Source organism: Nocardiopsis sp. CNZ308, from assembly GCF_004217075.1.
On record NZ_SHKJ01000001.1, the window covers coordinates 3863532 to 3877616 of the forward strand.

The window sequence follows — 14085 nt, forward strand, 5'->3', positions numbered from 1 at the left end:
CCGAGGACACCGGTCGCCCGGGCCCCACCCCTCCGGGCAGGCGGCGCGGGTCCGCGGGGCGGGGAGGACCCCGCCCTGTGACCCGCGCCTCAGGCGATCCCCTACAACCCCGGGGCCCGCAGAACTGTGCGCCCCGGCCTTCGTCCTGGTCACCGCCATAACGGACAATGGGCAAAGATCCGCCTCCGCGACCTCCCGAGGGAACCGCCCATGCCCACGACCAGGACCGACATCCGCCACAGGGGCCTGACCGCCCGCGACCTCGCGCTCATCGCCGTGTTCGCCGGGCTCATCGCCGCCCTCAGCGTCACGGTCGCCATCCCGCTGCCGTTCTCTCCGGTGCCCATCACCCTCCAGACCCTGGGCATCATGCTCGCCCCCAGCCTCCTGGGCTGGAAGCGCGGCCCCCTCGCCGTGGCGGCCTTCATCGTGCTCGGCCTGGCCGGGCTCCCGCTCTTCGCGGGCGGCATGGGCGGCGTCGGCGTCCTGGCCCGGCCCTCGGCCGGGTTCATCGTCAGCTGGGTCTTCGCCGCCCTGGTCATCGGTCTGCTCACCGACCTCATGGTCCGCGGCTCCCGGGGGCGCTACCGGTTCTGGGCGGGCCTGGGGATCAACGTCGTCGGCGGCATCCTCGTCATCTACGCCATCGGCGTCCCCTGGATGGCCGTCGTCATGGGCGACGGGGTCCTGGCCGCCGCCTACTCCATGGTGGCCTTCCTGCCGGGCGACCTGGTCAAGGCCGTGGTCACCGCGCTCATCGCCAGCGCCGTCTACCGCGCCTACCCGATCCCGCCCGCGGGCCGCCCCGTCGTGGAGGCCGGTACCGGCCGCGGGGAATCCTGATGCTGCGACTGGAGGGCGTCTCCCACTCCTACGACGACCGCGCCGTGCTGCGCGACGTCACCCTCGACCTGGCCGAACACCGCATCGGCGTGATCGGGGCGAACGGATCGGGCAAGTCCACGCTCGCCCGCACCCTCAACGGCCTCGTCGTCCCCGACGAGGGCCGTGTGACGCTGGGGGAGTGGGACACCCGGCGCCACGCCAAGCAGATCCGGCGCCGGGTCGGCTTCGTCTTCTCCGACGCCGCCAACCAGATCATCATGCCCACCGTGGCCGAGGACGTGGAGATCGGCCTGCGCTCCCTGAAGCTGGGCCGCGAGGAGACCGCCCGCCGGGTGGAGTCGGCCCTGGTCCGCTACGGACTCGACGGCCACCGCGACCACCCCGGCCACCTGCTCTCGGGCGGGCAGAAGCAGCTCCTGGCCCTGGCCTCGGTACTGGTCACCGAGCCCGAGGTCCTGGTCTGCGACGAGCCCACCACGCTGCTCGACCTGCGCAACACCCGCATGGTGCACCGGACCCTGGACGGCCTGGACCAGCAGGTCGTCCTGTTCACCCACGACCTCGACCTCCTCGACGGCTTCGACCGGGTCCTGGTCATGGACGCGGGCCGGGTGGTCTTCGACGGTGTTCCCGGCGACGCCGTGCCCCACTACACCAAGCTCATGGACGAGCGGTGAGCACCGTCGGCCTCTACGTCCCCGGTACCGGGTTCCTGTACCGGATCCCGGCCGGGGCCAAGCTCCTCGCACTGCTGCTGGTCGGTGTCGGCCTCGTCCTCTGGGCCGACCCCCGGGTCGCCGTCGGCGCCCTGGCCGCCGCGTTCGCGCTGTACCCGCTGGCGGGTCTCCCGCCGGGGCGGGCCTGGTCGGCGCTGCGCGCGCTGTCGCCGTTCCTGCTGGCCATCGGCCTGTTCCAGGTCCTGTTCGCGGACTGGCAGACGGCCCTGCGCCTGTGCGCGCAGCTGGCCGCCCTCGTCCTGTTCGCCAACCTCGTCACGCTCACCACCCGCGTGCGCGCGATGCTCGACCTCTTCGAACGCATGGCCCGCCCGCTCAGGCACGTCGGCGCCAACCCCGAGCGCATCGCACTCGTCCTGGCGCTCACCGTCCGCTCCATCCCGATGGCCGCCTCCGCCTGGCAGGCCGCACGCGAGGCCTACCGCGCGCGGGGCCTGTCCGGCCGCCCCCACCTGCTCGTGGTCCCGGTCATCGTCCAACTGCTGCGGATGGCCGACGCGACGGGGGAGGCCCTGGTGGCCCGGGGTATCGACGAGGACACCCGCCGCTGAGGATTCGCCCGTGGGAGCGGACGAAAAGAGAGGGTTGGGTACCGATTCGGTATCGAGATGTTCGTATTCGCGACATTTCACTGAATAATGGTGGTAATCCAGCCCATCCGCGTGTCAGCGAACCGGTGATAGCGTGCCCCGGCATCCCCCCGCCGACACCCGAGCCCGGTCCGTCGCCGTCGTGGCGGCCGTCCTCGCGGTGCTCATGGCCTTCACCCTGCCCGGCGCCACCTCGGCCTCCGGGGCCGTCCCGCCCGGCCCGGACCCCGCGCTGCTGCGGTCGTCGGTCTCCGGGGACGCGTCCCCCCTGGTGCCCTTCGCGCCCGTCGAAGCGCCCGCCACCGGAGGCCAGGGCCTCACACCGGTCCAGCGGGAGGAACTCACCGCGCGCGTCGGGGCGATCGGGGAGGAGCACCCGGCCGACTTCGCGGTCGCTGTGCAGGACCTGCGCACCGGCGCCACCTTCAGCCACGGCGCCCACCGGCAGTTCCCCACCGCGAGCGTGGCCAAGCTGACCATCCTCACCATGCTGCTGCTGCGCGCCGAGGAGGAGGGCCGAGACCTCACGGGGGCCGAGCGCTCACAGGTCTCGGCCATGATCCGCCACAGCGACAACGAGGTCACCGACGGCCTGTACTCGCGGATCGGGTTCACCGACGGCTTCGTCGAGGGCGCCCGGACGCTGGGCTTGACCAACACCGACCCCCATCCCCGCGGCAGGTGGGGCGCCACCCTGACCACCGCCGCCGACCAGGTGCGGCTGCTGCGCTCCCTGTACTGCGACGGGAGCCCGCTGGCGGAGGAGGACCGGGCCTACGCGCGCGGGCTGATGGAGTCCGTCGCCGCCGAGCAGTCCTGGGGGATCTCGGCCAGCGCGGGCCCCGACGACACCGTCGGGCTCAAGAACGGGTGGACCCCGCGCGAGGCCAACGGCGGCCTGTGGAACGTCAACAGCGTCGGCTACGTGGCCGGGCCCGGGCGCGAGTACCTGATCGCGGTCCTGACCGACGGCAGCCCCGACTACACCGCGGGCGTCGCCCTGGTGGAGGAACTGGCGGCCACGGTCACGGCGGCCATGGAGGAGGCCCGCGCCGCTGGGTCCCCGGACGAGTGACCGCCCCGGGCTCCGGCCCACGCGCACGTGTGCCCCGCCCGGAGGGCTCCGGACGGGGCACACGGGGTTTCCCGGGCGGCCGGGCCCTTCGCGAACCCGCCTCACCCCCGGGGGCCGGTGCGGGCGCCCGAACGCGGGACGGGGCGGCGCGCGGGCCCGAAGAGCGCCGCCTAGTCCAGCGGCCCGCCGATGGTGCACTATGTACCAACCAAGCGGGCCGGTAGCCTCCGAACCATGGGAGCGGTTGCATTGGGCCAGCTAAGAGCGGTTGTCGCCGTGCGGTTGAGCGACTTCACCGACACGTCCACGTCCCCCGAACGGCAGACGGACGCGGGGAACGAGGCCGCGCGGGACCTAGGGGCCCGTGTCGTCGGCTATCCGGTGGACCTGGACGTGTCCGCGTCCAAGACGACGCCGTGGGAGCGGCCCCAACTCGCCGAGTGGCTGAACAAGCCGGACGAGTTCGACGTCCTCATCTGGTGGCGCATGGACCGCGCGGTTCGGTCCATGGCGGACATGTCCGCGTTGGGCCACTGGGCACGGGAGCACAACAAGCGGCTCGTGTTCGCGGAGGGCCCGACCGGGGGCCGCCTGGAACTCGACATGGGTTCCGCTACCGGGGAACTCATGGCGATTCTCATGGCGTTCGCCGCACAGATGGAAGCGCAAGCCATCCGGGAGCGCGTTACCGGTTCCCGTGCACAGCTCCGCCGAACGGGCCGTTGGGGCGGAGGACAACCGCCGTACGGGACGCAGCCCATCCCGAACCCGGACGGGCCCGGCGTCGTGTTGGGTGAAGACGCCGACGCCGTCCAGGTCCTCCGCTACGGTCAGAAGCTTCTACACGCGGGTATGCGGCCCCACCCGATCGCGGAGCACCTAAACGGCATGGCCATCCCCAACGCTACGCGGCACTTCGCATTGAAGGCCGGGACGAGCACGGACAAGGCGGGGAACTGGACGGGATTCGCGTTCAAGAAGATCATGCGTAACCCCGCGTTGCTCGGATACGCCGTCCACGGCGGGACTATCGTCCGCGACGAACGAGGGGAACCGGTCATCGTTGGGCCGGAGATCTTCACCCGAGAGGAGTTCGACGCTGTCGGCGTGATCCTGGACGAGATGGAGAATCCCAACGCGGACAAGCGGCCCCGGAAGGACTCCGGAAGTCGGATGCTCAACGTTGGGTTCTGCGGAGGCTGTGGCGGGAAGCTGTACCCCACCAAGCCCACCAAGAAAGCCGCACGGCGGTACATGTGCCGGAAGGCTTCCGCTGGCGTCAAGTGCGCGCGGCCCGTCTCCATCCGCGCGGATTGGCTGGAGGACTACGCCGAACGCGAGTTCTTGAAGCGGTTCGGCCGTATGGACGTCGTCCGCGTCGTCTCGCACGGCGGGTACGACCCGGGGCCGGAGATGGACGAGGTCACGCGAGAGCTCCGCGTCATGATCGCGCGGCTTACGGAGGCCAAGACGCGGACCACACAAGCCGTGTGGCAAGAGCGCGTGGACGCCCTGGAAGCGCGCGCGGCCACGCTGGAAGCCACGCCCGTTACGGAGCCCTACGAAGAGCAGATACCGACGGGGGAGAAGTACGCCGCTATGTGGCACAACGCCGACGACATGGGCAAGCGGCGCATGATGCAAGACGCGGGCGTGCGCATCGTTGTTCAGCGCAAGGCTCCGGCGGAAGGCAAGACGCGTACCGGCCGCGTGACGCGGCTAGATGAGTCGCTGCTGAGTTTCGACGTGGCTACCAACCGCGACCCGGTAGCGGACGCGGAGGCGGAAGCGTTGTACCAAGCCACGTCCTAACGCCCCTCGTCCTCTCCGGGCCCTCGTTCCCCTCCGCATCACGGGGGCGGGGGCCCTTGTCATGTCCGGGCCGTCCCTATCCATGCCGTGGAGTGGCCCCGGAGCGTCCGCCGGAGCGGGTCCGGAAGGAAGCCGAAACCTCCGCTCCGGCGGCCGTGGAGCCGGAAGTGTTCCACGCGGAGGAGGCGGCGGAGTAGTCCGCCCTCCGGGCCCTCCTGACGTCCAGGGTGACGAAGTGACGTTTTAGACGTCGTTTCGGTATTCCTTAAGAGTTTTCTATAGGAAACAAGAAACATCCTTCAAAACGTCACTTCGTCACCGACGCGGCCCGCTCTCCGCGAACCTCGTCCCGCGTCCCGTCCAGCACGGCCCCGGGGGCGTCCACGCGGACCGCTCTGCCCTCGTCCCGAGAACGACCACGAGCCGGGCCCTCCGTGTGACGCCCCGGAGACGCCGAGCGTGGCCCATGCCAGCACGCGTAGGGGCATGGTTAGCCCCTGCACTCTCTGTACAGCTTCACAATGGACGCTAGTGACCTTTTGCCTCCGGCTTCGACTTGGGGGAAGGGTCGCGCGATTCTAAGCCGCCTGCGTCCATTTGAGCGCTTTTGCGTGGAGCCACCCCGGACGCCGCCCGCCTCGTCCTCCGGAGCGGCCCCGTGAACGGTCCGGAGCTTCGGCGGAGGCTACGGGCCGTCTCGTCCGCAATCACCGGGACACACAACTCCGTCGGGCAACTTTCCGCCCGGCAACCTAGGTGATCCATGGAGCGATTCATGTCTTTTGAGCAGTACACGCGCGTCCTGGATGCACTCACTTATGCCGTTCACGCCACCGCCCACCGACGGGACCCGAAGAACACCGCTGTGTTCATCGCTACCCGTGACGCGTTCGCGGCCCTGTACCCGGAGCACCGGGACGCCTATGTTCCCACCGGGGACCGCTAATGTTCGCTTCCTTTGGCCAGCCCGGCCACGTGACGACCGCAATTGACAAAGAGCTCAACACGCTTCCGTCGGAGCTGGAAAAGCTGGCAACGGACGGGGATATCTCCGAACTTAAGCGCGTCGCCACCGCACTTAACAAGCGGTTCATGGAACGGCAGATGAAAGAAGATCCCCGTGTCCTCGTCTCCGCGATCATGAAGGCCAAAAACGGCAAGTAAGCCGACCCTTTTCTAGCTTCCGGCGCACGGCGCACCCGTGGCGCTTTTTCTATTTCTGGAGTACATATATGGCTCACACTATCCAGGTGTCCGACGTTATTAACGCGTCGCTCGGTCTGGTCGAAGCCGAAAGCGTTCTCGGTAATCTCGTTTACCGTGACGCGGAGGCGGGATTCACCGGCGGAGTCGGGGACACCGTCCGCGTGCGCGTGCCTAACGTGATCGACGCTCAGAACGGGGCCGGACAGGCCACGGTGTTCTCTGACATCGCGGAGGGAGCCGTGCCCGTTACTCTTACAGACGAGGCATATTCCGCCGTCAAGCTCTCGGACAAGGAACTTTCCCTAGACATCGTGAATTTTGGTGCTCAGGTTCTCCAGCCTCAGGCGGCGGGCGTTGCGAAGTACTGCGAAAAGGCTATCGCGGGCGTGATGAACGCTCAGGTCAACGACGCGGCGAACACCAACACCATTAACCCGGATGCCCCGCTTTCCGCGATTGCTAGGGCAGCGGCGGAATTCACGCGTCGTGAGCTTCCGATGAATGGTCGTATTCTGGTGATCGGCCCGGAGATGCTGGAGGCTTTTCTTAACCTTCCCGCTCTCCAGGATGTAGCATCCGCCGGGGCGGACGAGGCCCTTAGGGGCGGAGAGCTCACCAGGCTTATGGGTTTCTCTGTCCGCGTCTCTCCTTACACGGATGGGGCTGTGGCTTTCACTCGTGAGGCTTTCACGCTAGCGTGCCGCGCACCGCTCCCTCCGGAGGGAGCCGGGTTCGCGGAGGCGCGCGCTCACAACGGCTACGCGCTCCGCTATCTCCGCGATTTCGACATTTCCGTCCGCGCGGATGTCTCTCTCATGGGGACTTTTGTTGGCGCGGGAAAGATGGACGATCGTCGCTTTATGGCTTTCAAGGTTGCCATGTCCGCCTAGTCGTTCGCGAACAGTTCTGCATCAGTCCAGGGATATTCTCCTAGGTATTTTCTTATTTGGTCCTGGAGCTCTCTTGTCTGATATGAGTTACGCGAACGCACGGCGAGAGAAACGAGCACGTGAACCGGAGCGACACCCGCGCGGATGATCAGCGACGTTTCCCCTGGTCAGGGTGGGGAGGACCCCCAAACCTCGGGGGCTATGCTCCGGCGGGGGATAGCGATCCTGTCGCCGTACGGGTCTGAGGTTTTTACTTAGGCGCGTGACTAGCGCGAACATGCGGGCGTATGCGCGTGCAACGCGGGCGCGCACGAGGAATGGTGTTGATTTGCCCTTTCATGTTCCCTTATCTACTTTCAATAGTTTTGCCCTGAAAGCATCTCTTGTCGTGTCCTATGCGCGTATTTAGATGGCCTGATGAAATCATTGCTATGCTGTCTCCATGGGTAACTACGTGAGGGACGTGAACAGCGGAACCGTCGTTCAGGCGCACAAGATCGATACTTTGGTTGTCGGGGGTGAAGAGTCGCCGAAGATTGATTTGCTTGGGGGGCATCTTTCGCGACATGGGGATTGGAAGGGAGTTCCATTTGGGCAGGCGATTAAGGGTTGGCAGGTGGTTCAAGGAGACTTGAACCCGGCTCTCGTTATCAAGGTGGCAAATCCAACATCGCGTTCAATTTTTGTAGAGCAAGTTAGTATTGATATTGCCCAGGATGGCGACTTTGATCGCTATGTGCCGCACTTTCTTTCTGATTTCGAGCATCCATGGTTCCCGCGTCCAGTCAAACGAGAGATTCCTTCTCGGCGGGGTGATTCTTGGTTGGTGAATCTCAAATTGTTTGGTGATATGGTTCGGTTGCTGATGGGTGATCCAGAGTGGCCAATTTTTCATGTTCGGGCGAGGGCTGTAACGGAAGACGGTAGGCGGCTGGAGGATTCCTGGAGCAGATTTCCTCCGAAATGATCTAAAGTCACGAATATTCTTAGTGTTTCAATGTTTTGGATGTTGTTTAAGTTTCGTGAACTTCGCCTTATTTGGCACGCCGGGGCACCCCGAAAGCCCATTTCTTCATGCTTGGTAATTGTTTAGCGCTGTTCAAGCCGGACCGACGCTGTCCAGCACTTCCCGGACCTCCGGGACGTCTGGGAAGTCGGCAAGTCGCGACAGCACGACACGGACCCGGTCCGATGTCCGCGCGGATGCCACGTCTCCGGATAGTTCGATCACGCGGGCCGCGACGCGTGCGGCCTCTTCTGGTTCGTTCGCGTCCGCGTAGGCCACGGCAAGCCACGATTCATACAAAGCCCGCTCTCTTGTGGACGTGGCCGGGTATTCACGGAGGACACGAGAGAGCAGGGGAACCGCGCGCAGGGGACGGCGGAGTTCCGTGTAGACGCGGGAATCCATGACCTCTAGTTCCGCCTCGTTCACCCAGTAAGCCCACTCCGGAGTGTCCCCGCTGTCCTCCGCTAGTGCCTCGTGGGCGGCCCCCAACGACCGCATAGCGGCTTGCGCGTCCCCGGCTTGTGTATGGGCCCACGCGGCCCGGTCATGGAACAGTGCCCGCGTCTTCCCGGGAGCGTCCGGTCCCGCCTCCGCCACGGCCGCGACCGACAGCGCGGCCCCATCGGCAACACGTCCGTTGTTCACCAAGTGGTAGCCGAGAGACCCGGCAAGCTGCGCGGCCAACGGGCCGTCCCCGGCTTCCCGTGCCGCGTCCAGCCCAAGCCGATAGGCCCCCTCCGCCCGGGAGTCCGCCGCGTCGCTGGCAATCCATCCGGCTATCTGCGCGAGTTCACCAACCGCCCGGAGTAGTTCCCGCCGGACCTCGTCCGTGTGCGTCGATTCCCGGAGGACGCGAACGGCCGCGTCCAGTTCCCGGAAGGCCGGACCGATCAAATCGCCTCCGGCTAGAACGTCGTCGGCAAGCCGCAGACCGTGCGCACGGGTCGCCAGATCATCCGCCGTCGTCTGCCCCACCCTCCGGCCTGCTCGGGCCTGTAGCGGCGCGACAGCCTCCCCCGGAGGCAAGAGAGACGCCAGCGTTTCCGCAACCGGAAAGGGCTCCGGCTCCGTGACCGTAGCCCGTTCCAACGTCTCCCGGGAGACGTCCAGAACCTCCGCGAGGTAGGGAAGCCACGCACGCGGGACACGCTTCCCCCGCTCCCACCGCGACACATCGTGTCGGGTCACCGTTGGACGTCCCGACACGTCACACAGCGCTTCCGCCAACCGCGCTTGCGACCAACCACGCGCGGACCGGAGTTCACGGAGCACCAGACGGAACGGTTTGGGGGCCATGCCGCCATTGTGAACCACTGGCCCACAGCAGGGCTCACACCTGGGCTACTCCGTGGAATCTCTTGTGGCGAAACGCTGGACACAGGCATTCAGAAGTGAGTCCCGCGCGGAAGGCCCCCTATGTCGTGCTCGTTCACCCCACTTGACCAGAGAACCGGCGTGGAAAGCCCACTGTCGGACCTCGTGGACTTCCTCCGTACGACGCACGGCGTCCAGGCGGAGGCCGGACCGCTCCCGGGATACGTCACGGCCTCGTCCGGGGACCGCTCCGTGACCGTGATCCTCGTGGGCCGCCAGTGGTTCCGCCAAATCCCGGCGGAGCGCGGGAACACGCTCGTCCCGCTGCACTGGCACGGCATGGAATGGTCCGTGGCCCGCACGGTGGCGGAGACGTTGGCGGAGGACGAGACATGACCGCCTGGACGTGTCCCGCGTGCGCGCACACGGAGACGAGCGGCCACAAGGCACACACGGCGTGTCCCAAGGGCAATCCACAGGACGACAGCGCGGACGTCCCCGCTGTGTTCCACGAGGCGGAGGCGACGCGGCCCCGGACGCCGGAGCCGTCCAGGCTTCCCCAACGGGACCGCCGGGTCCACCGCTGGCCGCTATCAATCAGACAGGAAAGGACGTCATGACGGCATACGACCCGGCGGAGGACGAGGTCCCCGACCCGACACGGGACCCGGAAGGGTTCGCGGATTACCTCTTTGACGCGGTGTCGGGGAACCTCCGGGAGCGGCCCGACGCGGGGGCTTGGGCCGCTCCGCCGTCCCGCGCGACCAAGGCACAGCTCCGGGCCGCGCTTGCGACAGCGGACGAGGATTACAAGGCACTCCGCCGGAACCTCGTGGAGACGGACGCGGCTTTCGACCAACTCCATGAGTGGCTTATGGCGGGTCGGCCGCTTCCGGACCCGTGGCGCAAGCACTTCCGCCCCGTGGACGACGTCCAGGACGAGGACGAGCCGGACGCGTAGCCGCACGGCTTCCGGCGGGACCTCCGCCGGGATACCCACACACGGAAGGACGACCTGTGGCCACTGAAGAAGAAAAAGCCGCCGCTTTGGCCGCCATAGCCGCCGCCATGGAGAAGAAGGGCCAGGAACGGACAGGACCAGTTCGCGGCGCGGACGGCGGCAAGGAGAAGACACAGCCGCAAAAGGGAGACCCCCGCCGCGACTAGAGACCTCCGCGCACGCGTCGGGATGCCCTCGTGTGCGCGGACGCCGGTCCCGCTGCACTTCCCCGTAGCGGGCCCGGCACCAACAAGCCACGCGGGTCTAGGTTCGTGGCTGTCCTAGACCCTTCCAGGGGCCCGGAGAGAGAACGGGCCCCACGCGCTCCGCCGTCCGCTTCCGGCGGAGCGCACACGGCCCCGGGAACGCTGACACGGGCGCGTTTCCGGGGCCGCTTTACGTATGGACCGGCCACGCTCCCTTGCCGTTGGACACGCGGACCCGTCCGTGTTCTGCGAGCACGGAGACCGCCCGTTGCGCAGTCCCCCGCGAAACGCCGTATGCGGTTTGCAGCTTCGCCACAGATGGAAGCGGAGTGTCCTCCGGGAAGTCTCCACGGTCGATCCTGGCCGCAAGGATGGCCGCAAGTTGCACGTACTTCGGTTCCGGGCCCTCCTTGATACGGCTGTTCGGTCCGTACCCGTCAGGAAGCGGTGTGGTCATGTGCCCAATGGTGTCACGGTGGGTAGCTCTGAACTCTGTAGACAGGTCTGAACGGTTGCGGTAGCGTCACGGGTGCCGAAACGGCAGAGCCCCGGCGGGTGCTGGTAACACCCCCGGGGCCATGGTCAACGCTTACAGGAGCGTCAACATGCACACCCTACTTTCCGTGCTCGCAACCCTCGTTCGGTTGCTCCGCCCGGCCCGGGGACTCCACGCGGGCCCCGGTGACTTCCTCCGCGAACTCCAGGCGGAGGCGCGGGCCCGACGCGCGAACCGCGTCCGCCGTTACGCGGCCGACCCTGTTCCCGCTCGTCCGGCCGGACCGGGTTACGTGTATCCGTCTCCGTGCGGAGCGGCCCCCCTGGAAGCGGGCCGGACGTCCCGCGTTCCGGCCCCGCGTCGTTCTCTGGACAAGGTCCTGTCCGTGGCGCTCCGCCCGGCCCCGACGGACTACGTCCCCGTGGTGGACCCGGAAGGCGTCCAGCCTCCGGCCGCGATGGTGCGCGGGTACTACTGCGCACACGAGGCAAGCCAGGACGCGACGCGCGCGACCCGCATGGCGAAGGTGACCGCGTGAGCACCCCCGTATTCATTCCCTGCTCTGTAGACGCATGCGTCAACCGTGCGCACCACGCGGATATTCACCGTGACGCCGATGGCAACGCCGTAGGGCCGTGTGCCGCACGCCGCCCCGGTTGGGAACACGGTCCGGCTATCGGACGCCGTCGTCTGCCGTGTGTGCTTCCACCGGGACACACGGGTCCGCACGCCAACGCGCTTAACGACCCGTGGAACGAGGACAGCATGCCGGAGCATGCACGCGGGACCGCGCGTGACGTGGGCACGCGCAATCGTGCGTACGAGGGCCCCGGCGTTGATGCCCTCGTCCGCGAACTCTCCACCGTTCTGGCCAACCCTGGACATCCGGCACATGCGCCCGTCCGGCTCCGGCAGTGTGACCGGTTGTTCGGTGAACTGGACGCACACATGCGCCGAGGCGGCCCCGCTCCCGTGTCATGGCGTGTGGCTCCCGGGGCCTTGCCCGCGTGGGTGTGTGTCGCTGCGTGTTACGGCGCTCTGTCGGAAACTCTCAGAGAACGTGTCGGAGTGACGGCCGCGCGGAGGGTCCTCGTGGACGCCGCGCGCTGGTGGGAATCCCTGGACGAGGCCCTCCGGAGCGGCGGGCCGTTGCCAGAGCCGTGGAAGCGGGACGTGTAGCCGTTCACGCGAGCACCAACGCCCGGAGGGCCCCGCCAGCGTCACAAGCGGGGCCCTCCGTTTTGCGTTCACGGGTCGCGTAGGTTAGTACTTAGTGCTACAGCGGCCCGCCGGCGACGTAGAGGACCTGGCCCGACACGAACCCGGCCTCCTCACCGGTGAGGAAGGCGACGGCGTTGGCGATGTCCTCGGGCACGCCCACCCGGCGCACCGGGATCTCGGCCTCCTTGAAGGCCTTCATGTCCTCGTACTTGACGCCGATGCGCTCCGCGGTCGCCCTGGTCATGGCGGTCTCGATGAAGCCGGGCGCGACCGCGTTGCAGGTCACGCCGAACTTGCCCAGCTCGATCGCCAGGGTCTTGGTGAACCCCTGGAGTCCGGCCTTGGCCGCCGAGTAGTTGGCCTGGCCCCGGTTCCCCAGCGCGGAGGAGCTGGACAGGTTGACGATCCGGCCCCAGCCGCCCGCGGTCATGTGGGCCTGGGCGGCCCTGCTCATCAGGAACGAGCCCCGCAGGTGCACGTTCATCACGGTGTCCCAGTCCTCCACGGACATCTTGAACAGCAGGTTGTCGCGCAGGACGCCCGCGTTGTTCACCAGGATCGCGGGCGGGCCCAGGCGCTCGGCCACGGTGTCGACGGCGGCGGTCACCTGGTCGGGGTCGGACACGTCGCAGCCCACGGCCAGGGCGGTGCCGCCCGCGGCCGTGACGCGGTCGACGACCTCCTGGGCGTCGGACTCCCTCAGGTCCAGCACGGCGACGGACCGGCCCTCGCGCGCCAGGCGCTCAGCGACGGCGGCACCGATCCCACGGGCCGCACCGGTCACGACGGCCACACGGGGCGTTGGTGACATGGGATTACCTCCAAGAGTTCGCGTGGTGGGCGCGAGGAGATCCTATCCACATGCCAACCGGTCGGTAGGTGGACGGGGTGTGTCCGGGACGCGGCCGACCGCGGGTGGGGAGGGACGCGACGGCCCGCTTCACGGGTCGGACGAAGTCGTCTCCCCGTTTGCCTGCACATCGTCGGGGCTTGGCCTACGATTGCCTGCAAGGCGAAGATGCACGTGCATTCGAGTCGTGCAGCGGCACGCGCCCGACCTGCACGCGGACACGGTCCGTCCCCGGCCGTGTCACCGACGCCCACACAGCGGTGCGTCAGGGAGGAGTGGAAGGCATGGAGTGCGCTGAGGCGGTGGCCGACCCGGCTGGTGGCTGGTGGCTCAGGGTCCTGACGCACGGTTCCCGCCGCTGGAACACCCCCGTCTGCGGAGACCGGCACGACGCCGTCACGTGGAGCTTCGAGCTGCGCCCCCACTCGGTGGGGGCCGCGCGCGAGATTTCCGAGGCGCTTCTCCACGAATGGGAGATGCACTACTTGTCCAGCGATGTCGCGGTGGTCGTTTCGGAATTGGTCACCAATGCGCTCCGGCACGGTGGCCCTCTGCCCTTGACAGGGCAGAGCGAGGGCGGTATTCAGCTCTCGCTCATGCGCAGCGGCAGTGAATTCATCTGCGCGGTTCGTGACGGTGGAGACCGGCTGCCGGAGAGAAGGGAAACCGATCTCGACCTGGAGGGCGGTCGGGGGCTTGCCCTGGTGAGTGCTTTCGCGCGAGAGTGGGGTGTGATTCCCACGCCGCCCGGTGGAAAGTTCGTTTGGGCGCAATTCGTGTGAGTGCCGGGGTTCCCGCCGGGCGCCGCGCCGGATCACTCCCGGCGGCGGGCC

At 67.6% G+C, this 14085-nt stretch carries 16 protein-coding genes; 13 read left to right on the forward strand and 3 right to left on the reverse strand.

Annotated elements, in window-relative coordinates; all coding sequences use genetic code 11:
* Positions 1 to 210: 210 nt before the first annotated feature.
* From EV372_RS16800 to EV372_RS16835, 8 genes are all read left to right on the forward strand, one after another.
* Positions 211 to 843 (forward strand): biotin transporter BioY, encoded by a 633-nt coding sequence (locus EV372_RS16800; protein ID WP_130396739.1) that lies wholly within the window; start codon positions 211 to 213, stop codon positions 841 to 843.
* On the forward strand, positions 843 to 1523 hold the full coding sequence (locus EV372_RS16805; protein ID WP_130396740.1) for an energy-coupling factor ABC transporter ATP-binding protein: 681 nt from the start codon (positions 843 to 845) through the stop codon (positions 1521 to 1523). Before EV372_RS16800 ends, EV372_RS16805 begins: the two co-directional genes overlap by 1 nt.
* Positions 1520 to 2134, forward strand: a complete 615-nt coding sequence (locus EV372_RS16810; RefSeq protein WP_130396741.1) for an energy-coupling factor transporter transmembrane component T family protein — start codon at positions 1520 to 1522, stop codon at positions 2132 to 2134. Before EV372_RS16805 ends, EV372_RS16810 begins: the two co-directional genes overlap by 4 nt.
* A 133-nt stretch (positions 2135 to 2267) precedes the next feature.
* Positions 2268 to 3248, forward strand: a complete 981-nt coding sequence (locus EV372_RS16815) for a serine hydrolase (protein ID WP_130396742.1) — start codon at positions 2268 to 2270, stop codon at positions 3246 to 3248.
* Between the two features lie 234 nt (positions 3249 to 3482).
* Positions 3483 to 5060 carry a recombinase family protein gene (locus EV372_RS16820; RefSeq protein ID WP_165435997.1) on the forward strand — a complete coding sequence of 526 codons (1578 nt, stop codon included), beginning with the start codon at positions 3483 to 3485 and terminating at the stop codon, positions 5058 to 5060.
* A gap of 945 nt (positions 5061 to 6005) precedes the next feature.
* Complete coding sequence (locus tag EV372_RS16825; RefSeq protein WP_013151564.1) at positions 6006 to 6224, forward strand: hypothetical protein; 219 nt, start codon at positions 6006 to 6008, stop codon at positions 6222 to 6224.
* Positions 6225 to 6310: 86 nt separating this feature from the next.
* Positions 6311 to 7156 carry a major capsid protein gene (locus tag EV372_RS16830; RefSeq protein WP_165435998.1) on the forward strand — a complete coding sequence of 282 codons (846 nt, stop codon included), beginning with the start codon at positions 6311 to 6313 and terminating at the stop codon, positions 7154 to 7156.
* 442 nt (positions 7157 to 7598) lie between these two features.
* Complete coding sequence (locus EV372_RS16835; protein WP_126625041.1) at positions 7599 to 8123, forward strand: hypothetical protein; 525 nt, start codon at positions 7599 to 7601, stop codon at positions 8121 to 8123.
* A 132-nt stretch (positions 8124 to 8255) separates the two neighbouring features.
* Here the strand turns inward: EV372_RS16835 and EV372_RS16840 are convergent, their stop codons facing one another.
* Positions 8256 to 9461, reverse strand: a complete 1206-nt coding sequence (locus tag EV372_RS16840; protein WP_013151566.1) for an NsdA family TPR-like regulatory protein — start codon at positions 9459 to 9461, stop codon at positions 8256 to 8258.
* Between the two features lie 159 nt (positions 9462 to 9620).
* Between EV372_RS16840 and EV372_RS16845 the strand changes: the two genes are divergently transcribed.
* From EV372_RS16845 to EV372_RS29100, 3 genes are all read left to right on the forward strand, one after another.
* Positions 9621 to 9875: a hypothetical protein gene (locus EV372_RS16845; RefSeq protein WP_126625042.1), complete on the forward strand. Its 255-nt coding sequence runs from the start codon at positions 9621 to 9623 to the stop codon at positions 9873 to 9875.
* A 220-nt stretch (positions 9876 to 10095) separates the two neighbouring features.
* Positions 10096 to 10440 carry a hypothetical protein gene (locus EV372_RS16850; protein ID WP_013151569.1) on the forward strand — a complete coding sequence of 115 codons (345 nt, stop codon included), beginning with the start codon at positions 10096 to 10098 and terminating at the stop codon, positions 10438 to 10440.
* A 56-nt stretch (positions 10441 to 10496) separates the two neighbouring features.
* Entirely contained in the window at positions 10497 to 10646 is a 150-nt protein-coding gene (locus EV372_RS29100; RefSeq protein WP_156095246.1) for a hypothetical protein, read from the forward strand.
* 229 nt (positions 10647 to 10875) lie between these two features.
* On the opposite strand, the gene EV372_RS16855 is transcribed toward EV372_RS29100, so the two are convergent.
* Complete coding sequence (locus EV372_RS16855; RefSeq protein WP_013151570.1) at positions 10876 to 11142, reverse strand: GntR family transcriptional regulator; 267 nt, start codon at positions 11140 to 11142, stop codon at positions 10876 to 10878.
* A 424-nt stretch (positions 11143 to 11566) separates the two neighbouring features.
* Here EV372_RS16855 and EV372_RS29105 point away from each other — a divergent pair, with 424 nt between their 5' ends.
* Complete coding sequence (locus tag EV372_RS29105) at positions 11567 to 11719, forward strand: hypothetical protein (protein ID WP_165435999.1); 153 nt, start codon at positions 11567 to 11569, stop codon at positions 11717 to 11719.
* Between the two features lie 738 nt (positions 11720 to 12457).
* On the opposite strand, the gene fabG is transcribed toward EV372_RS29105, so the two are convergent.
* Complete coding sequence (fabG, locus tag EV372_RS16870; protein WP_197044270.1) at positions 12458 to 13213, reverse strand: 3-oxoacyl-ACP reductase FabG; 756 nt, start codon at positions 13211 to 13213, stop codon at positions 12458 to 12460.
* Positions 13214 to 13536: 323 nt separating this feature from the next.
* On the opposite strand from fabG, the gene EV372_RS16875 reads away from it, so the two are divergent.
* The gene (locus EV372_RS16875) at positions 13537 to 14034 is read left to right on the forward strand and encodes an ATP-binding protein (protein ID WP_130396744.1); all 498 of its coding nucleotides are present in this window, start codon (positions 13537 to 13539) and stop codon (positions 14032 to 14034) included.
* The last annotated feature ends 51 nt before the right edge of the window (positions 14035 to 14085 follow it).

Excerpts from the sequence above, each read along its gene's own strand:
- EV372_RS16800 (WP_130396739.1), top strand. The coding sequence starts at position 211 with ATGCCCACGACCAGGACCGACATCCGCCACAGGGGCCTGACCGCCCGC.
- EV372_RS16805 (WP_130396740.1), top strand. The coding sequence starts at position 843 with ATGCTGCGACTGGAGGGCGTCTCCCACTCCTACGACGACCGCGCCGTG.
- EV372_RS16820 (WP_165435997.1), top strand. The coding sequence starts at position 3,483 with ATGGGAGCGGTTGCATTGGGCCAGCTAAGAGCGGTTGTCGCCGTGCGG.
- EV372_RS16825 (WP_013151564.1), top strand. The coding sequence starts at position 6,006 with ATGTTCGCTTCCTTTGGCCAGCCCGGCCACGTGACGACCGCAATTGAC.
- EV372_RS16835 (WP_126625041.1), top strand. The coding sequence starts at position 7,599 with ATGGGTAACTACGTGAGGGACGTGAACAGCGGAACCGTCGTTCAGGCG.
- EV372_RS16840 (WP_013151566.1), bottom strand. The coding sequence starts at position 9,461 with ATGGCCCCCAAACCGTTCCGTCTGGTGCTCCGTGAACTCCGGTCCGCG.
- EV372_RS16850 (WP_013151569.1), top strand. The coding sequence starts at position 10,096 with ATGACGGCATACGACCCGGCGGAGGACGAGGTCCCCGACCCGACACGG.
- EV372_RS16855 (WP_013151570.1), bottom strand. The coding sequence starts at position 11,142 with ATGACCACACCGCTTCCTGACGGGTACGGACCGAACAGCCGTATCAAG.
- fabG (WP_197044270.1), bottom strand. The coding sequence starts at position 13,213 with ATGTCACCAACGCCCCGTGTGGCCGTCGTGACCGGTGCGGCCCGTGGG.
- EV372_RS16875 (WP_130396744.1), top strand. The coding sequence starts at position 13,537 with ATGGAGTGCGCTGAGGCGGTGGCCGACCCGGCTGGTGGCTGGTGGCTC.